We start from the raw sequence: 18,505 nt of genomic DNA on the forward strand, positions 1-18,505 counted from the left end.
CTGATAAAGAAGCCGGATGCAAAGACGTTATGTCTTGGGTGCTATTGCCGGCGGGGATTTCATAGCACAACGCAAATCGGCGAAAGCATGCGGGAGTTCGCGCTTTCCGTCGGAAAAATCAGTGCGTGTTTGATCTGTGATAATAATCACGACAAAACAACAGCGGCTGCTGCACATGTATTGCCGAGCAATTCACTGACGGGGGGTGAAGCTTGTTCTCAGGGGATTTCCGCTAGGCGTTGCTTCAACGCCGCCAACGCGCGAGCGCGGTGGCTGACACGATTCTTCAGCGCGTCGTCGATCTCGCCGGCCGATATGCCGTATTCGGTGTCGAAAAACACCGGCTGGTAGCCGAAGCCCTTGCCGCCGCGGCGCTCGTGCAGCACGCGGCCGTGCCAAACGCCTTCGGCGACGATCGGGCGCGGGTCGCCGGCGTGGCGCAACAGCACGATCACCGCGTAGAAATGCGCGGTGCGTCGCTCTTCGGGCGTGTCCTCCAGCGCGGCCAGCAGCTTGTCGATGTTGGCCTCGGCGTCGCCGTGCCTGCCGGCGTAGCGCGCCGAGTACAGGCCCGGCGCGCCGCCGAGCGCGTCCACGCACAGGCCCGAGTCGTCGGCCAGCGCCGGCAGGCCGGTGGCCGCGCTCGCGTGGCGGGCCTTGAGCAGCGCGTTCTCGACGAAGGTGCCGCCGGTCTCCTCGGCGTCCTCGACGCCGAGATCGCTCTGCGCCACCAGTTCGATGCCGGTATCGGCGAGCAGTTCGCGCAATTCCACCAGTTTGCCGGCGTTGCTGCTGGCGAGGACGATGCGTTGCATGGGCTTCGGGCGTGGCGGCGATCGCCTAGGATAGCGTGCGACGGAGCCGGGGCAGGCGGAGGCGCGATGAGCGAGCGGGTGCATCTGGAGGTGTCGGCGGGCACGGCGCGGGTGACGCTCGCGCGCGGCGAGCGCCACAACGGCGTGGACCTGGCCATGATCCGCGAGATAGGCGCGGTGCAGCGGGCGCTGGCCCGGCGCCGCGACGTGCGCGCGGCCGTGCTGTGCGGCGAGGGGCCCTCGTTCTGCGCCGGCCTCGACTTCAAGGGCGTGCTCGGCGATCGCCGCGGCGCGGCGCTCGGAGTGCTGTCGCTGTGGCTGCCCTGGCGCAACCGGTTCCAGCAATGGAGCCTGGGCTGGCGCGCCCTGCCGTTCCCGGTGGTCGCCGCGGTGCACGGCAGCTGTTTCGGCGCGGGCCTGCAGCTGGCGCTCGGCGCCGACCTGCGCGTGCTGGCGCCGCAGGCGCGCCTGTCCTTCATGGAGGCGCGCTGGGGTCTGGTGCCCGATATGGGCGGGATTGCCCTGGTCCGCGAATTGCTGCCGATCGACCGAGCCAAGGCGCTGGTGATGAGCGGGCGGATCGTCGAGGCCGGCGAGGCGCTGCGCCTGGGGCTGGCGACCGAGGTCGCGGACGATCCGTTGCCGCGCGCGCTGGAACTGGCCCGGGAGCTGGGCGCGGGTTCGCCCGACGCGGTCGCCGCCGGCAAGTTCCTGCTGCAGGAGGCCTGGCGGGCGCCGCTGTCGGCGGCGCTGGCGATGGAGCGGCGCCGGCAGCGGATGCCGATCGGCCGCGCCAACCAGCGCATCGCGATGCGGCGCAATCTGGACAGGGACGGGACGCCGCCCGCGTTCGGCGAGCGCCGCGTCGATCGCTGATGCGGCGCCGTCGCGTCGCGGCTTGCCCGAGGGATCGCCGAAGGCTAGTGCTTGAGTTGCAGCAGGTCCCAGCGGTTGCCGTACAGATCCTCGAACACCGCCACCGTGCCGTACGCCTCCTCGCGCGGCGCCTCCAGGAAGCGCACGCCGTGCCCGCGCATGGCGGCGTGGTCGCGCCGGAAGTCGTCGGTATGCAGGAAGAAGCCGACGCGGCCGCCGGTCTGGTCGCCCACGCGCCGCGCCTGCGCCTCGTCCGAGGCCTGCGCCAGCAGCAGGGCGGTTTCGCGCGCGCCCGGCGGGGCCACGCGCACCCAGCGCTTGCCCTGGCCGAGATCGGTGTCCTCGAGCAGGTCGAAGCCCAGGGCCTGGGTATAGAACGCGATGGCCTCGTCGTAGTCGCGCACCAGCAGCGCGACCAGGCCCAGGCGCGCGTTCACCGCGCCAGCGCTTCGCGCTGCAGTTCGAGCAGCCGGCGGATGCCGCCGTCGGCGAGCGAGAGCAGGGCGTCGAGCTCGTCGCGGCGGAAGGCGTGGCCCTCGGCGGTACCCTGCAGCTCGATGAAGCCGCCGCCGTCGTTCATCACGACATTCATGTCGGTGTCGCAGGCGCTGTCCTCGGCGTAGTCGAGGTCGAGCACCGGCACGCCATTGCACACGCCCACCGAGACCGCGGCCACCGCGCCGAAGACCGGGTCGCGCTGGATCTCGCGCCGCGCCAGCAGCCAGCGCGTGGCCTCGACCAGGGCGACGTAGGCGCCGGTGATCGCGGCGGTGCGGGTGCCGCCGTCGGCCTGCAGCACGTCGCAGTCCAGGGTGATGGTGCGCTCGCCGAGCGCGCCGCGGTCGACGCAGGCGCGCAGGGCGCGGCCGATCAGCCGCTGGATTTCCAGGGTGCGGCCGCCCTGCTTGCCGCGCGCGGCCTCGCGGTCGCTGCGGGTATGGGTGGCGCGCGGCAGCATGCCGTACTCGGCCGTCACCCAGCCCTCGCCCTTGCCGCGCAGGAACGGCGGCACGCGGTTCTCGACGCTGGCGGTGCACAGCACGCGGGTGTCGCCGAAGGCGATCAGCACGGAGCCTTCGGCATGGCGGGTGTAGGCGCGCTCGATGCGGACCTCGCGCAACTGGTCGGGCGCGCGGCCGCTGGGACGGGTCGGGGAGTTCATCGGTGCAAGTCTAGTGGAAGACGCACGCCGTGCGCAGGCGGGCGAGGGCCGGCCGGCGGCGTCGACGGCGGTCGATCTGCGCCGATGCGCGGCCTGAGGCATACTGCTGCGCCCATTCAGACCTCCCACGAGGTTCCCGGCATGATCCGCAGCATGACCGCCTTCGCCTCGGGCGAGCGCAGCACCGAATGGGGCACGCTCGGCTGCGAGCTGCGCGCGGTCAATCATCGCTTCCTGGAACTGGGCGTGCGCCTGCCCGACGAGCTGCGCGCGCTGGAACCGGCGCTGCGCGAGCGCGTGGGCGCGCGCGTCTCGCGCGGCAAGGTCGATCTCAGCCTGCGCCTGCGCGCGGGCGAGGGCGGCGACACGCTGCAGGTCAACGCCGCGCGGGTCGGGCAGCTTTCCGAGCTGGCGCTGGACCTGGACGCGCGCTTCCCGAAGCTGCGCGTGGAATTCACCGAGCTGCTGCAGTTCCCCGGCGTGCTGCAGTCCAAGGCCGGTGATCCCGCCGCCCTGCAGGCCGAGGCGATGGCATTGCTCGATGCGGTGCTGGACGATTTCCTGCAGGCGCGCGAGCGCGAGGGCGGCAAGCTGGTCGCCGTCATCCTGGAGCGCGTGGACGCCATCGCCCGCTGCGCGGCCGAGGCCCGCGCCCTGATGCCGGCCATCCGCGCCGGGCAGCGCGCCAAGCTCGAAACGCGCCTGGCCGACCTGACGCAGTCGGGCCCGAACGGCTTCGAGGCCGGGCGGCTGGAGCAGGAGCTGGTGCTGTGGCTGCAGAAGCTCGACGTGGACGAGGAGCTCGACCGCCTCGACAGCCACATCGACGAGATCCGCCGCGTCTTCACCCAGCGCGAGCCGGTGGGACGGCGGCTGGACTTCCTGCTGCAGGAGTTCAACCGCGAGGCCAATACCCTGGGTTCGAAGTCGGTCGACACCCGCACCACCAACCTGGCGGTCGAGCTGAAGGTGCTGATCGACCAGATCCGCGAGCAGGTGCAGAACATTGAATAGCGCGGTCGCCGCGACCGGGCCGGTGGCCTTCCTGTACCGCTGGAAGGTGAAGCCGGGGATGGAGGCGCAGTTCGTCCAGGCCTGGACACGCCGCACCGATGCGCTGCGCGCGCGCGGCGGCTCGCTCGGCTCGCGCCTGCATCGCGGCGACGACGGCCTCTGGTACGGCTATGCGGTCTGGCCCAGCGCGCAGGCGCGCCGCGACGCCTTCGCCATGCCGGCGGACGAGGACGGCCGTGCGATGGACGAGGCGGTGGCCGAGCGGCTGCCGGAGATCATGCTCAGTCCGGTGGCGGACCGATTGCAGGCGGCCGCGCCGGACGGCCAGGGGAACATCTGATCCATGCGCGGAACCCTATTCATCGTGGCGGCGCCCTCGGGCGCGGGCAAATCCAGCATCGTCAACGCCTGCCTGGCGCGCGATCCGGGGATCGCGCTGTCGATCTCCTTCACCTCGCGCAATCCGCGGCCGGGCGAGCGCCATGCCGAGCACTACCACTTCATCGGCAAGGACGAGTTCCGGCAGATGATCGAGGCCGGCGATTTCTTCGAGTACGCGCTGGTGCACGGCGATTGGAAGGGCACAGCCAGGCAGTCGGTGGAGCCGCAACTGGCGGCCGGGCGCGACGTGCTGCTGGAGATCGACTGGCAGGGCGCGCGCCAGGTGCGCGAGAAGGTGCCCGATGCGGTGAGCGTGTTCATCCTGCCGCCCTCGCGCGCCGCGCTCGACCAGCGCATGCGCAAGCGCGGGCAGGACAGCGAGGCGGTGATGGCGCAGCGGCTGGCCGCCGCGCGCGAGGAGATGTCGCACTACGACGAGTTCGACTACGTCATCGTCAACGAGGACTTCGACACCGCCGTCGCCGAGATGTGCTCGATCTTCGTCGCCAGCCGGCTGCGCCGGGAGGCGCAGGCGGTCCGGCACGACGGGCTGATCCGGGCCCTGCTGGAGGACTGAGCCGCCCGTCGGCCTCAAAACCCGATATAAGTGGTTGATTCTAAAGAGTTGGCTTGCGGAAAAGGGGGCGAATCCCCATAATTCCGCATCCCTTTTTCCTTCGAGTCGACGGCCCTCAGGCCGCCGGGAGTGTTATGGCCCGCATCACCGTAGAAGATTGCCTGGAAGTGGTCGACAACCGCTTCGAGCTCGTCATGATGGCCGCCAAGCGCGCGCGCCAGCTCGCCAACGGCGTCGAGCCGCAGCTGGACAACAGCGAGCATGACGACAAGCCGACCGTGCTGGCGCTGCGCGAGATCGCCGCGCGCCGCATCGACCAGCCCTTCATCGACGCCGTCGACAAGTCCGAGCGCGAGCGCAAGGAACGCGAGGCGCTGGAATGGGCCGCCGCCGAGGTGGTCGCCGACGACGACATGTCCAAGGGCGACGACCTGTAAGCAACCGCCTGCACCGGGCGCCGCGCCGGCGCTCGGACGGCACGCGAGACCCCGCTTCGGCGGGGCCTTTGTTTTTCTGCGCCCGCCGCCGGCTCCCCGCGTTCGGTGTTTTGCCTTAGGCTCAGCGGGATGAATCCTCCCGAGCCTGCCCTTCGATCCGTGTCCGTGCCCGCCGACGAGGCGGTGCCGGACTACGTGCGCGATCTGGAGCAGGCCGCCACCTACCTGCCGGAGGAGCAGCGCCTGCTGCTGCGCCGCGCCTGGGCCGTGGGCGCCGCCGCCCACGTGGGGCAGACGCGCAAGTCGGGCGAGCCCTACATCACCCATCCGGTGGCGGTGGCGCGGGTGCTGGCCGAGCAGCACGTCGACGTGGAGACCCTGGTCGCCGCGATCCTGCACGACACCATCGAGGACACGCCGCTGACCCGCGAGGAGCTCGCCGGCCAGTTCGGCGAGACCGTGGCCGAGCTGGTCGACGGCGTCACCAAGCTGGACAAGCTCAAGTTCCAGGACCGCCAGGAAGCCGCCGCCGAGAGCTTCCGCAAGATGCTGCTGGCCATGGCGCGCGACCTGCGCGTGATCCTGATCAAGCTGGCCGACCGCCTGCACAACATGCGCACGCTGGGCGCGCAGTCGGCCGAGGCGCGCGAGCGCATCGCCCGCGAGACGCTGGAGATCTACGCCCCGATCGCCCAGCGCCTGGGCATGAACCTGATCAAGTCGGAGCTGCAGGACCTGGGCTTCCATGCCCTGCATCCGGTGCGCCACCTGGTGCTGGAGAAGCGCATCCGCTCGCAGCCGCTGGTGCGGCGCGAGGCGATGGCCAAGATCGAGGCGCAGCTGGCGCAGCGGCTGACCAACGAGGGGCTGCAGTACCGGCTGGTGAGCCGGGTGAAGTCGCCGTGGAGCATCTACAGCAAGATGCAGGCCGAGGGGAAGACCTTCGCCCAGGTGATGGACGTGTTCGGCTTCCGCATCATCGTGCCCAGCGTGGCCGACTGCTACCACGCGCTCGGCGTGGCGCATTCGGTGTTCAAGCCGCTCGACGGCCGCTTCCGCGATTTCATCGCCATTCCCAAGGCCAACGGCTACCAGTCGCTGCACACGGTGCTGTTCGGCCCCTACGGCTCGCCGATCGAGGTGCAGATCCGCACCGAGGAGATGGACCTGATCGCCGAGCGCGGCATCGCCGCGCACTGGGCCTACAAGCACGGCGGGTCGCCCAACAGCGCGCAGACGCGCGCGCATTCGTGGATCGCCAACCTGCTCGAGTCGCAGCGCGCCACCGGCTCGTCGCTGGAGTTCCTGGAGAACGTCAAGGTCGACCTGTTCCCGGACGAGGTCTACCTGTTCACGCCCAAGGGCGACATCCTGTCGCTGCCGCGCAACTCCACCGCGCTCGACTTCGCCTATGCGGTGCACACCGACGTCGGCAACCAGTCGGTGGCCGCGCGCGTGGACCGCAAGCTGGTGCCGCTGCGCACCAAGCTCGTCAGCGGGCAGAAGGTGGAGATCATCACCGCCAAATCGTCCTCGCCCAAGCCGCAGTGGCTGGAGTTCGTGGTCACCAGCAAGGCGCGCACCGCGATCCGCCACCAGCTCAAGCATCTCGAGCACGAGGACGCGGTGCAGCTCGGCCATCGCATGCTCGACCGCGCCCTGGAGGATCTCGGCAGTTCGCTCGAGCGCCTGCCCACCGCGCTGCTGGAGGCCTATCTGGCCGAATACCGCTATCCGCGCCTGGAGGAACTGCTCGCCGACATCGCGCTCGGCAACCGCATGCCCTCGCAGGTGGCGCAGGCCCTGGCCAAGCAGGGCGCCGACCTGCCGCAGCCGCCGGGCAACGTGCGCGTGCCGCGCGACGGCGACCGCATCCTGATCACCGGCAACGAGCGCGGCGTGGTGACCTTCGCGCAGTGCTGCATGCCGATCCCGGGCGACGAGATCATGGGCTACCACACTGCCGGGCGCGGGATCGTGGTGCACCGCCTGGACTGCCCCAACGTGGCCGAATACCGCAAGTCGCCCGAGCGCTGGGTGGCGATCGGCTGGGACCGCGAGGTGAGCGGCGACTTCCAGGTCGCGCTGCGCATCGAGGTGGGCAACCGGCCGGGCGTGCTGGCGCAGGTGGCAGCGGCGATCGCGCAGGCCGAATCCAACATCGACGGCGTGGAATACCTGGAGCGCGACACCAATGTCGCGGCGATCCGCTTCTCCATCGAGGTGCGGGATCGCGAGCACCTGGCGGAAGTGATCCGGCGGGTGCGGCGGCTCGGGGTGGTGCACGGCGTGCAGCGCGTCTAGCGCTTCGCTGCATGCCGGTTGCGCCGGCGACTGCGCGGGAGGGCGGCATGCGCATGCCGCCCTCCCGCGCAGTCGCCGGCGCAACCGGCATGCCGCGAAGCGCTAGACGCGCGGCCCGCCGAGCACCACCCCCCGCCGCCGCCCCCCCCCGCCGTCGGGCCGGAGGAGGGATTACACTCGTCCTTCTTCGCAACCAACGCCGACAGCCCATGCCCCGCACCCCCATCGCCACCGACCAGGCGCCTGCCGCCATCGGCCCCTATTCGCAGGCCACCCGCGCCGGCGGCACCGTCTTTCTCTCCGGCCAGATCGCGCTCGATCCGGCCACCGGCGCGCTCGTCGAGGGCGACGTCGAGGCCCAGGCGCGGCGCGCCTTCGAAAACCTCAAGGCGGTCTGCGCCGCGGCGGGCGGCTCGCTCGAGGACGTGGTGCGCGTGGGCCTGTACCTCACCGACCTGGGCGCGTTCGCGGCGGTGAACGCGGTGATGGGCGAATACTTCGCCGCGCCGTATCCGGCGCGCTCCACCATCGAGGTCTCGGCGCTGCCCAAGGGCGCCCAGTTCGAGGTGGACGCGATCCTGGTCCTGCCCTGACTCAGCCGCGGCCGCGCGCCTCGCGCGGCGCGACGCCGGTCCAGCGCTTGAAGGCGCGGCGGAACTCGCGCGCGTCGCGGAAGCCCACGCGCGCGCCGATCTGCGCGATCGACAGCTGGCCCTCGTGCAGCAGGTCGCGCGCTCGCTCGCTGCGCAGCTGGTCGTGGATTTCCTTGAATCCGGCGCCGGCGGCCGAGAGCTGGCGGCGCAGGGTGCGTTCGGTGAGGTGCAGGTCGGCGGCGATGTCGGCCAGCCGCGGGCTTTCGGCCATGCGCTCGCGCAGCAGGTTGCGCACGGTGGCGACGATCTCGCTGGCCCCCTGTCCGCTGGGCATCATCGCGCGGCACAGCGCCAGCGCCTGCTGCGCGCTGACCGGGTTGTAGGTGGGCAGCGGGCGTTGCATCCAGGCGCCGTCGATGATCACGCGGTTGCGCGGCATGCCGAAGCGGATCTCGCAGCCGAACAGCGGCCGGTATTGCGCGGCGTAGGCCGGCGCGGCGTACGTCAGCTCCAGGCGGCGCGGCGCGAACTCCGCGCCGACCAGGCCGCGGCACAGCATCAGCGTGCTGACGAACAGTTCCTCGCACAGGAACGGCAGGATCTGCGGCTCCTGCGCGCGCTGGTGCGCGACCATCGCGACCGCGCCGGGCTCGGAGGCGTCCATTTCCACGTCCATCAGGCCGCCGGAAATCGGCGCGTACTGCAGGCCGATGCCCACGGCCTCGCCGAAGGTGCGCGCGGTCATCATCGCCAGGCCGAGCAGGCCGAAGTTGCCGATGTTCTGGCGGCTGCCCAGGCGCAGGCCGAGGTCGGGGAACGGCAGCGCGCGCAGGGCGCGCTGCACGATGCGGCTGGCCTGGCGGTAGGACACGCGCACGCCGGCGTCGTCGATCTGCGCCCGCGTCAGCCGCAATCCGGAGAACCACGGCTCGCAGGCCACCGCCTGCTCGTCGGCGAGCTGGCATAGGCCGGAGAGGATGTTGGTGGCGTTGCTGGCCGTGGTCAGCCGCGGATCGGCGGGCGGATGCTGCACAGGGATAAATTGTCCGTTTTGCCCCCCGTCAGTATGCCGCGATTGCCCTCCACTTGCGACGGCGCGCGATCGAGACTGCAATGCGCAGGCCGGCACCGCGCCGGCGGGGAGAGGATGCGATGAAGCGCACACTTTGGGTTGCCACCGTGCTCGGCCTGCTGGCCGGCTGCGGCGGCGACGGGCAGGGCGACGCCGGCAAGACCCAGGCGCCGGCCGCGAACACCGAGTTCCAGAAAACCCTGCAGCAGCGCCTGCTCGACGCCAAGCCGGGCGAGGTCATCGAGATTCCCGCCGGCCACTACGCCTTCGAGCGCAGCCTGAGCCTGCGCGTGGACGGGGTAACCATCCGCGGCGCCGGCAAGGACCAGACCGTGCTCAGCTTCAAGGGCCAGAAGAGCGGCGCCGAGGGCCTGATCGTCAACGCCGACGACTTCACCCTGGAGAACCTCGCCATCGAGGACAGCAAGGGCGACGGCCTGAAGGTCAACGAGGGCAAGAACATCGTCATCCGCGGCGTGCGCGTGGAATGGACCAATGGGCCGGACACAGACAACGGCGCCTACGGCCTGTACCCGGTGCAGAGCAGCAACGTGCTGATCGAGGACTCGGTGGTGATCGGCGCCTCCGACGCCGGCATCTACGTCGGCCAGTCGAAGAACATCGTGGTGCGCAACAACCGCGCCGAGCGCAACGTCGCCGGCATCGAGATCGAGAACTGCATCGGCGCCGACGTCCACGACAACGTCGCCACCGAGAACACCGGCGGCATCCTGGTGTTCAACATGCCCGACCTGCCGCAGCCCGGCCACACCACGCGCGTGTTCAACAACAGGATCTTCAAGAACAACACCGACAACTTCGGCCGCAAGGGCACCGCGGTGGCCAGCGTGCCGGCCGGCTCGGGCGTGGTGGTCATGTCCAACGACGACGTGGAGATCTTCGGCAACGAGGTCGCCGACAACAAGACCGCCAACGTCATCATCGCCAGCCACTACTCGGCCGGCTACGAGGGCAAGTACAAGCCGGCGCCGACCTTCGATCCGTATCCCGAGCGTATCTACGTGCACGACAACAAGTTCAGCGGCGGCGGCGACTCGCCCGACGGCCTGGAACTGAAGGCGCTGAAGCTGGCGATGTTCGGCCTCAACGGCCGCCTGCCCGACGTGATGTGGGACGGCTACGTCAACACCAAGCGCGCGGAAGGGCCGCAGATCTGCATCCAGGGCGCCTCGGGCGTGATCAATGCCGACGGCCCCAACAAGAACAAGAACCCGAAGGCCGATGCGGCGCCGTTCAACTGCAAGCTCGATCCGCTGCCGGCGGTGACCTTGCAGCTGGGATAGGCGCCGGTGATCGATCCCATGACGATTGGCAGCATGCGCGTGCGGGTCCTGGGATGGCTGGCGTTGTCGTTGCTCCTGCTCGCCGGCTGCGCGCGCGAGCCGGCGCCGGTGCGCTTCCACGCCGACGGCTATCCGCCCAAGCTCAGCGACTGGGGCGTTGTGAGCGGCGACGGCAAGCGCCTGGTCCTGAACAAGGGTGTGGTGCCGTTCGATCTCAACACGCCGCTGTTCTCCGACTATGCGCACAAGCTGCGCACGGTGTGGATGCCCGGCGGCAAGGCGGCGAAGTACCGTCCGGAGGAGGCCTTCGATTTCCCGGTCGGCACGATCCTCAGCAAGACCTTCTTCTATCCCCGCGCCGCCGGCGGCGGCGACGCGGTGGCGCGCACCTACGACGAGTCGCGCGACCGCGACGGCCAGGGCCTGAACCTGCGCAACGTGCGCATGGTCGAAACGCGCCTGCTGGTGCGCCGCGCCTCGGGCTGGGTGGCGCTGGCCTACGTCTGGAACCGCGAGCAGACCGAGGCCGAGCTGATGCGCACCGGCGACAGCGTCGCGCTGCAGCTGGTGGCCGAGGACGGCAGCCGCGAGGACTTCACCTACCAGGTGCCCGACCAGAACCAGTGCGCGGGCTGCCATGCCAGCAACAACACCACGCGGCTGATCCAGCCGCTGGGGCCCAAGGCGCGCCATCTCAATCGCGATTACGCCTATGATGGCGGCGCCGAGAACCAGCTCGCCCACTGGAGCAGGCTCGGCTACCTGGCCGGCGTACCGGGGCAGGGCGTACCGCGCAACGCCAACTGGCGCGACGCCGCCCACGACAGCCTGGAAGCGCGTGCCCGCGCCTACCTCGACGTCAACTGCGCGCATTGCCACAACGCCCACGGACCGGCCGACACCTCCGGCCTGCTGCTGGAGATCGGCAGCCGCGATCCGCGCCACCTGGGCCTGTGCAAGCCGCCGGTGGCGGCCGGGCGCGGCACCGGCGACCGCCGCTACGGCATCGTGCCCGGCAAACCAGACCAGTCGATTATGGTCTACCGTATGGACAGCGACGACCCGGGCGTGATGATGCCGGAACTGGGGCGGGACGTGGTGCACCGCGAGGGCGTCGAACTGATCAAGGAGTGGATCGCGGCGATGGAAGCAGGGGGCTGCGAAGACAAGAGCTGAATCGGCAGGCCAGGGAGCGGCCTTACAACCAACGCGAGGGGAGAGGGAAATGTCGCTGAAACAACATGTGCTGTGCCTGTCCATGCGTCGCGCGCTGATCGGCGCGTGCGTCCTGTCGTTCGCCGGGGCGGGATTCGCCCAGGAGGCTTCGCCGGCACCGGCGGCGGCCGACGCGCCGCGGGAGGAGGCGGTCACGCTGGACCGCATCATGGTCACGGCGCAGAGCCGCGAGCAGGAATTGCAGGACGTCCCGATCGCGCTGCAGGTGGTCAACCAGCGCATGCTCGACGACATCGCCGCGCAGGACCTGGGCGACATCGACAGTTTCGTTCCCGGCCTGCAGGTCGACAGCCTGCAGCCCACCCAGCCGGAATTCCGCCTGCGCGGCATCCAGACCAACGACTTCGGCATCGGCACCGATCCGGCGGTAGGCGTTTTCATCGACGGCGTCTACGCCGGGCACGGCGGCGGCGTGCTGCTGCCTTTCACCGATGTCGAGCGCATCGAGGTGCTGAAGGGGCCGCAGGGCACCCTGTTCGGCCGCAACACCGCCGCCGGCGCGATCTCGGTGGTCACCAACAAGCCGGGCAAGGAGCTGGAGGCGCGCGCCAAGCTGCGCCTGGGCAACGACCACCGGCAATACCTGGAGGCGATGCTGAACCTGCCGACCAGCGAGGACTCCGCACTGCGCTTGAACGGCCTGTTCAACCACAGCAACGGCTGGCTGCGCGACGCCGCCACCGGCGAGGACCTCAGTCCGGAGAACAACTGGGCCACGCGCGCCGCCTTCCGCACCCGCCTGGGCGACAACACCAGCCTGCAGCTGAGCTGGGACCACGAGAGCATGGACCAGCGCGCGCAGGCCACCACCGGCATCGTGCCGCTGCCCGCGGCGCCGGGGCTGCCGCCGCTGCCGGTCGACGAGAACGCCTATCTGGATCCGCGCAAGATCCCCACCACCAACGACACCATCGGCAACGGCAATGCCGAGACCCGGCGCTACGACGGCCTGACGCTGAGCATCGAGCACAGCTTCGAGTGGGGGCACTTCGCCTCCACCTCGGCCTGGCACGACTACGACGCCGCCAACGCCGGCGTCGACGAGGACGGCACCAACCGCCGTTACCTGTACGTGGATTCGACCAATACCGAGAGCAACCGCAACTACTACCAGGAGTTCAAGTTCAGCGGCAGCAACGACCGCATCGACTGGGTGGCCGGTGCCAGCTACTACAAGGAAGAGGCGCGGCAGAGCAGCGAGATCAACAGCTTCACCGATGCCGTGGACACCATCGTGCAGAACCTGGGCCTGGCGCCGACGCCGGACGGACGCCTGTACGGCTTCTTCGACGACGTGCTGCGCGCCAACGGCATTCCTCTGACGCTGATGGGGCATCGCTGGAACGAGGCCTTCATCAACCATCTCGACACCAAGGCCTACGCGGCCTTCGGCGACGTGATCTGGCACGTCAACGACAAGTTCAACCTGACCTTCGGTCTGCGCTACACGCGCGACGAGAAGCAGTTCAGCTGGTTGAACAACCCGCGCTCGGCGCCGACCCTCGACGCCACCCTCGACCAGCTGCAGGCGATCGGCTTCTTCGACATGGTCGGCATCCCGCGCGAGGCGTTCGTCTTCGACATCGCCTTCATCGATCCGCCGGCGGTGATGAACAAGGGCAGGACGGTGCGCGACAAGCATTCCTGGAGCGACTGGAGCCCGCGCCTGGTCGCCGACTACCATTTCAACGACGACCTCATGGTCTACGCCTCGCTGGCCAAGGGCTACAAGGCGGGCGGCTTCAACACCGTGCAGATCGGCAGCCGCTTCGACAACGAGGACGTGTGGAACTTCGAGACCGGCATCAAGCAGGCCTTCCCGGAGCTGCGCCTGCAGTACAACGCCTCGGCCTACTACTACCGCTACAACGATCGCCAGTCGGTGTTCCTGGACCGGAGCACCACGATCCCGCGCTTCGTCGTGGATACCGCCGACCTCGAGGCCTACGGGCTCGACTTCGACCTGACCTGGCAGGCCACCGAGGCGCTTGGCCTGGATTTCAACGCGGCCTACATCGACTCCACCTATCGCACCTACGAATCGATCAGCGGCACCAACCTCAACGGCCAGCCCACCGGCGAGCCGTCCTGGTCCTTCGCCGGCGGCCTGAACTACCTCTGGCGCCTGCCCAACGACAGCGACCTGCGCTTCGTGCTGCGCCATGCCTACCGCGGCAAGACCCGCTGCAACGACGAATCGCAGAACCAGAACGAATGCGGGCTGAGCAATGCCCTCGCGCTGGGCGAGGCGCAGAACCGCACCGACGCCCGCCTCACCTGGACCGCGCCGCGCGGCCACTGGAGCTGGTCGGTCTACGGCAACAACCTGTTCGACAACCAGTACATCAACTCGCTCGGCACCTATGGCAAGACCGTGCTGGGCACCGTCGGCGCGCGCGTCACCACGCCGCGCACGTACGGCGTGGAGGTCGGGCTGAAGTTCTGACCTCGGCGCATTGCGCCTCCGCCGTCCCGGAGCGGGCGGCGGGCGCCGCACGCCCGTCGCCGGGGTTTTGGTTTGCGGGCGTTCCCGGCATGCTTGTCGCATGCCGGCTTCCGCCCCCGCCCGCCACACGGACCCCGCGCACGTCCCGCTCACCGCCCTGCCGGGCGTGGGCGCGCGCGTGGCGGAGAAGCTGGCCGCGCGCGACCTGCGCAACCTGCAGGACCTGTGGCTGCTGTTGCCGCGCCAGTACGAGGACCGCACGGCGCTGACGCCGATCCGCGCGCTGCAGCCGGGCGTGGCGGCGCAGGTGGAGGGCCGGGTGGAGGCGGTGGAGCGCGGTTTCCGCTACCGGCCCGTGCTGCGCGTGGCCGTCGGCGACGAGTCGCATGCCACCCTGGTGCTGCGTTTCTTCCATTTCCGCGCCGCGCAGGCGGCGCAGTTCGTGCCGGGCGCGCGGCTGCGCGCCTACGGCACGCCGCGCCCCGGCCAGCACGGGCTGGAAATCGTGCATCCGAGCTATCGCATCCTCGGCGAGGACGAAGCCGGCACGCTCAGCGAAGGGCTCGATCCGGTCTATCCCGCCATCGAGGGCGTCGGACCGGCGACCGTGCGCAAGCTGATCGGGCAGGCGCTGGATCATCTTCCCGAGGAGCAGGCACTGGAACTGCTGCCGCAGGCCTGGCTGCGCGAGCGCGCGCTGCCCGGCCTGCGCGAGGCGCTGCTGGCCATGCATCGCCCGCCCAGGGACGCGGACGTCGCCGCGCTGCTGGCCGGCACGCATCCCGCGCAGCGGCGCCTGGCGTTGGAGGAACTGCTCGCCCACCACCTCAGCCTGCGCCGGCAGCGGATCGCGCTGCAGGCGCACGCGGCTTCGGCGCTGCGGGGCGAAACGCTCGCCGACCGGCTGCGCGCGTCGCTGCCGTTCGCGCTCACCGGCGCGCAGGCGCGCGTGTACGCGCAGGTGCGCGAGGACCTGGCCAAGCCGATGCCGATGCTGCGCCTGGTGCAGGGCGATGTCGGCAGCGGCAAGACGGTGGTCGCGGCGCTCGCGGCGCTGCTGGCGATCGAGGACGGCCGGCAGGCGGCGCTGATGGCACCGACCGAACTGCTCGCCGAGCAGCATCTGAACAACCTGCGCGCGTGGCTGGAGCCGCTGGGCGTGCGCATTGCCTGGCTGGCGGGCAAGGTCGCCGGCCGCGCGCGCGAAGCCGCGCTGGCGGCGGTGGCCGGCGGCCAGGCGCAACTGGTGGTCGGCACCCATGCGCTGATGCAGGAAGGCGTGGTCTTCCGCGATCTCGCACTGGCGATCGTCGACGAGCAGCACCGCTTCGGCGTGCACCAGCGCCTGGCGCTGCGCGACAAGGGCGGGGAGGGCGGCCGCGTTCCGCACCAGCTGGTGATGACCGCGACGCCGATCCCGCGCACGCTGGCGATGGCGGCCTACGCCGATCTCGACGTCTCGGCGATCGACGAACTGCCGCCGGGCCGCACGCCCGTGCAGACGGTGGTGCTCAGCGGCGAGCGGCGGCCGGAACTGGTGGAGCGCATCCGCACCGCCTGCGCCGAGGGGCGGCAGGCGTACTGGGTGTGCACGATCATCGACGAGTCGGAGGACAGCGAGAAGTCCGGCCAGGGGTGGCCGGGCTCCGGAAGGACCCGCATCGAAGCGCAGGCCGCGCAGGCCACGTTCGAGGCCTTGTCGAAGGCCTTGCCGCGGCTGCGCGTGGGCTTCGTGCACGGGCGCATGAAGGCGCGCGAGAAGCAGGCGGCGATGGCCGCCTTCAAGGCCGGCGAGCTCGACCTGCTGGTGGCGACCACGGTCATCGAGGTCGGCGTCGACGTGCCCAACGCCTCCCTGATGATCGTCGAGAACGCGGAAAGGCTCGGACTGGCGCAGCTGCACCAGCTGCGCGGCCGCGTCGGCCGCGGCGCCGCGGCCTCGACCTGCGTGCTGCTGTACCAGTCGCCGCTCTCGGCCATGGCCAGGCAGCGCCTGGAAACCATGCGCCAGACCAACGACGGCTTCCTGATCGCCGAGAAGGACCTGGAGCTGCGCGGTCCGGGCGAACTGCTCGGCACCCGCCAGACCGGCCTGGCCGCCTTCCGCGTCGCCGACCTGGCGCGCGATGCCGACCTGCTGCCGTTCGTGCACCGCATCGCCGAGCGGCTGCTGCAGGAATCGCCGCAGCTGGCCGATCGCCTGGTCGACCGCTGGATCGGCAGCGCGGCGCGCTATGCCGCCGCCTGAGGACGCGTATTTTAAGGACGCGCATCCGGAGCGGCAGGACGCCGGGCAGGCCTCCGCCGCCATGCGCTGGTTCGGCGCGGATTTCGCGCGGCTGCATCCGGCCCTGCAGGCCTTGCACCGCGGCGGCGGAACGCTGCGCGGCGAGGTCGAGGTGAGCACGGGCAGCGGCCTTGGCGGCCTGCTCGGACGTCGCCTCGCGCGCCGTCTCGGAATTCCGCTGCAACCGGCGCGGCAACCGTTCGAGGTCGCGATCGAGCATGCGGCCGGCGCGATGCGCTGGCGTCGGCGCTTCGGCGCCGGCGGCGAACTGCTGTCCACGTTCCGGCCGGTCGGGCGCTATCCGGACGGCCATTGGCGCGAGCGCAACGGGCCGGTCGAACTGCGGCTGGGCGTCGACCTGGCCGACGGCGGCTGGCGCTGGCGCCTGCTCGGCCTGCGTGCGTTCGCGCTGCCGCTGCCGCGCTGGCCGCTGCGCACGCAGGCCGACAAGCGGGTCGAGGCCGACGGTCGCTATCGCTTCGGCGTCGCGTTCTCGCTGGCCGCCGTCGGCCTGCTGCTGCGCTACGAGGGCGTGCTGCGGATCGTGCCGGACCCGCGCGCCGGCCCGGGGCAGGGCGCGGCCCGGCCCGACGAAACGGGGTAGAATTCCCCGCCGAGTCCGGATTTCAGGATGACCGACAAGACTCCGCTGCTCATCGACACCGACCCCGGCGTCGACGACGCCCTCGCCCTGCTGATGGCATTCGACGATCCGCGCCACGAGATCGTCGGCCTGACCATCGCCGCCGGCAACGTCGGCCTGCGGCATACCGTCGCCAACGCGCTCAAGCTGTGCGAGGTCGCCGGGCGCCAGGACATCCCGGTGTTCGCCGGCTGCGCCGGACCGCTGCTGCATCCGGCGCCCGATGCCGGCTACGTGCACGGCCAGGACGGCTTCGGCGACGTCGGCTACGACGCCGCGAAACGCCAGGTCGAGGCCGAGCACGCCGCGCTGGCGATCCTGCGCCTGTCGCACGAGCACGCCGGCCGGCTGCTGCTGGTGGCGCTGGGGCCGCTGACCAACATCGCGCTGGCGCTCAAGCTCGATCCCACCCTGCCGCAGCGCGTGGCGCGCTTCGTGGTGATGGGCGGTGCGGTGACCTGCCAGGGCAACATCACCCCGGCCGCCGAGTTCAACATCTATTACGACCCGGAAGCCGCGCATATCGTGCTCGAGGCCTTCGAGCGCATCGAGCTGGCCGACTGGGAGGCGGTGATCGCGCACGGCCTGCATCACGAGCGCGTGGCGCGCTGGCTGCAGTCCGGCTCCGCGCACGGGCGCTTCTACGAGCGCATCTCCGAGAAGACCCGGCTGTGGTCGATCGACCGGCGCGGCGACCATTGGTTCGCCGCCGACGCCCTGGCGATGGCCTTCGCGCTGGCGCCGGAGGGCGCGCTGGAGGTCGTGGACCGGCCGGTGGCGATCGAGCTCGAGGGCCGCCATGGCCGCGGCGCCACCGTGGTCGACTGGCGCCGCGAGAGCGGGCGCCCGGACAAGGTGGCGATCCTGATGCGCTACGACCAGGCCCGGTTCGAAGGCCTGATCGAGGCGGCCCTGCGCTAGGCGCGGGAGCCGCCGGGGCGGGCCGGGCGCGCGGAGAAACCGGGTGCTTGCGCCGCCCCGGGAATTCTGGTTAAAATGCCGCTCTTTCCTTGCGTGAATTGGTGCCCGCCATGAAGGCCGACATCCACCCCCAGTACCGCGACGTCGTCTTCCAGGACGTCACCTCGGACTTCAAGTTCCTGACCCGCTCGACCCTTGGCAGCAAGGAGACGATCAAGTGGGAGGACGGCAACGAGTACCCGCTGATCAAGGTGGAAATCTCGTCGGCGACGCATCCGTTCTATACCGGCCAGAACAAGGTGATGGACACCAGCGGCCGTATCGACAAGTTCAAGCGCCGCTACACCAAGTAAGCCGCGCCACGCGACGCCGCTGCGGCCGCCTCCGGGCGGCCGTTTGCTTTTCGGGACTTCTTTGCGCGCGACTGTCGCGATCGG

The 18,505-nt window shown here is 70.4% G+C and carries 18 protein-coding genes; 14 read left to right on the forward strand and 4 right to left on the reverse strand.

From position 1 onward, the window contains the following. Positions 1-218: 218 nt before the first annotated feature. Positions 219-815: an RdgB/HAM1 family non-canonical purine NTP pyrophosphatase gene (gene rdgB / locus MD221_RS08405; RefSeq protein WP_242110336.1), complete on the reverse strand. Its 597-nt coding sequence runs from the start codon at positions 813-815 to the stop codon at positions 219-221. Between the two features lie 66 nt (positions 816-881). Between rdgB and MD221_RS08410 the strand changes: the two genes are divergently transcribed. Beyond that, positions 882-1,691, forward strand: coding sequence for a crotonase/enoyl-CoA hydratase family protein (locus MD221_RS08410; RefSeq protein WP_242110346.1), 810 nt, complete (start codon positions 882-884; stop codon positions 1,689-1,691). A 44-nt stretch (positions 1,692-1,735) separates the two neighbouring features. Here the strand turns inward: MD221_RS08410 and MD221_RS08415 are convergent, their stop codons facing one another. Together MD221_RS08415 and rph are read right to left on the reverse strand one after the other, a co-directional pair. Beyond that, a complete protein-coding gene (locus MD221_RS08415) occupies positions 1,736-2,128 on the reverse strand; it encodes a VOC family protein (protein ID WP_242110348.1) in 393 nt (130 codons plus the stop codon). Then, a complete protein-coding gene (gene rph / locus MD221_RS08420) occupies positions 2,125-2,853 on the reverse strand; it encodes a ribonuclease PH (protein ID WP_242110357.1) in 729 nt (242 codons plus the stop codon). Before rph ends, MD221_RS08415 begins: the two co-directional genes overlap by 4 nt. Before the next feature lie 141 nt (positions 2,854-2,994). Between rph and MD221_RS08425 the strand changes: the two genes are divergently transcribed. The 6 genes from MD221_RS08425 to MD221_RS08450 all read left to right on the forward strand — a co-directional run bounded on the left by MD221_RS08425 (position 2,995) and on the right by MD221_RS08450 (position 8,159). Continuing rightward, positions 2,995-3,867, forward strand: a complete 873-nt coding sequence (locus MD221_RS08425) for a YicC/YloC family endoribonuclease (protein ID WP_242110360.1) — start codon at positions 2,995-2,997, stop codon at positions 3,865-3,867. After that, positions 3,860-4,207, forward strand: a complete 348-nt coding sequence (locus MD221_RS08430) for a putative quinol monooxygenase (RefSeq protein ID WP_242110368.1) — start codon at positions 3,860-3,862, stop codon at positions 4,205-4,207. Before MD221_RS08425 ends, MD221_RS08430 begins: the two co-directional genes overlap by 8 nt. Positions 4,208-4,210: 3 nt before the next feature. Then, positions 4,211-4,825, forward strand: a complete 615-nt coding sequence (gene gmk / locus MD221_RS08435) for a guanylate kinase (RefSeq protein WP_242110376.1) — start codon at positions 4,211-4,213, stop codon at positions 4,823-4,825. Positions 4,826-4,959: 134 nt separating this feature from the next. Next, positions 4,960-5,262, forward strand: coding sequence for a DNA-directed RNA polymerase subunit omega (gene rpoZ / locus MD221_RS08440; RefSeq protein ID WP_242110385.1), 303 nt, complete (start codon positions 4,960-4,962; stop codon positions 5,260-5,262). A 129-nt stretch (positions 5,263-5,391) separates the two neighbouring features. Continuing rightward, entirely contained in the window at positions 5,392-7,566 is a 2,175-nt protein-coding gene (locus MD221_RS08445) for a RelA/SpoT family protein (RefSeq protein ID WP_242110387.1), read from the forward strand. Between the two features lie 209 nt (positions 7,567-7,775). Then, positions 7,776-8,159: a RidA family protein gene (locus tag MD221_RS08450; protein ID WP_242110389.1), complete on the forward strand. Its 384-nt coding sequence runs from the start codon at positions 7,776-7,778 to the stop codon at positions 8,157-8,159. Position 8,160: 1 nt separating this feature from the next. Here the strand turns inward: MD221_RS08450 and MD221_RS08455 are convergent, their stop codons facing one another. Next, the gene (locus tag MD221_RS08455; protein ID WP_242110391.1) at positions 8,161-9,192 is read right to left on the reverse strand and encodes an AraC family transcriptional regulator; all 1,032 of its coding nucleotides are present in this window, start codon (positions 9,190-9,192) and stop codon (positions 8,161-8,163) included. A 119-nt stretch (positions 9,193-9,311) separates the two neighbouring features. On the opposite strand from MD221_RS08455, the gene MD221_RS08460 reads away from it, so the two are divergent. The 7 genes from MD221_RS08460 (at position 9,312) to MD221_RS08490 (ending at position 18,421) form a co-directional block, all read left to right on the forward strand. Beyond that, positions 9,312-10,535, forward strand: a complete 1,224-nt coding sequence (locus MD221_RS08460) for a parallel beta-helix domain-containing protein (protein ID WP_242110393.1) — start codon at positions 9,312-9,314, stop codon at positions 10,533-10,535. Between the two features lie 18 nt (positions 10,536-10,553). Next, a complete protein-coding gene (locus MD221_RS08465; protein WP_242110395.1) occupies positions 10,554-11,711 on the forward strand; it encodes an SO2930 family diheme c-type cytochrome in 1,158 nt (385 codons plus the stop codon). A 49-nt stretch (positions 11,712-11,760) separates the two neighbouring features. Continuing rightward, complete coding sequence (locus tag MD221_RS08470; RefSeq protein WP_242110397.1) at positions 11,761-14,217, forward strand: TonB-dependent receptor; 2,457 nt, start codon at positions 11,761-11,763, stop codon at positions 14,215-14,217. Between the two features lie 100 nt (positions 14,218-14,317). Continuing rightward, a complete protein-coding gene (gene recG, locus MD221_RS08475; RefSeq protein WP_242110407.1) occupies positions 14,318-16,465 on the forward strand; it encodes an ATP-dependent DNA helicase RecG in 2,148 nt (715 codons plus the stop codon). A gap of 61 nt (positions 16,466-16,526) precedes the next feature. Continuing rightward, complete coding sequence (locus MD221_RS08480; RefSeq protein WP_242110409.1) at positions 16,527-17,108, forward strand: DUF4166 domain-containing protein; 582 nt, start codon at positions 16,527-16,529, stop codon at positions 17,106-17,108. Positions 17,109-17,135: 27 nt separating this feature from the next. Beyond that, complete coding sequence (locus MD221_RS08485; RefSeq protein ID WP_242110411.1) at positions 17,136-18,068, forward strand: nucleoside hydrolase; 933 nt, start codon at positions 17,136-17,138, stop codon at positions 18,066-18,068. A 110-nt stretch (positions 18,069-18,178) separates the two neighbouring features. Beyond that, entirely contained in the window at positions 18,179-18,421 is a 243-nt protein-coding gene (locus MD221_RS08490) for a type B 50S ribosomal protein L31 (protein ID WP_242110421.1), read from the forward strand. Positions 18,422-18,505: the final 84 nt, after the last annotated feature.

Origin of the sequence: Luteimonas aquatica (assembly GCF_022662575.1) — a bacterium.
GTDB classification, from domain to species: domain Bacteria; phylum Pseudomonadota; class Gammaproteobacteria; order Xanthomonadales; family Xanthomonadaceae; genus Luteimonas; species Luteimonas aquatica.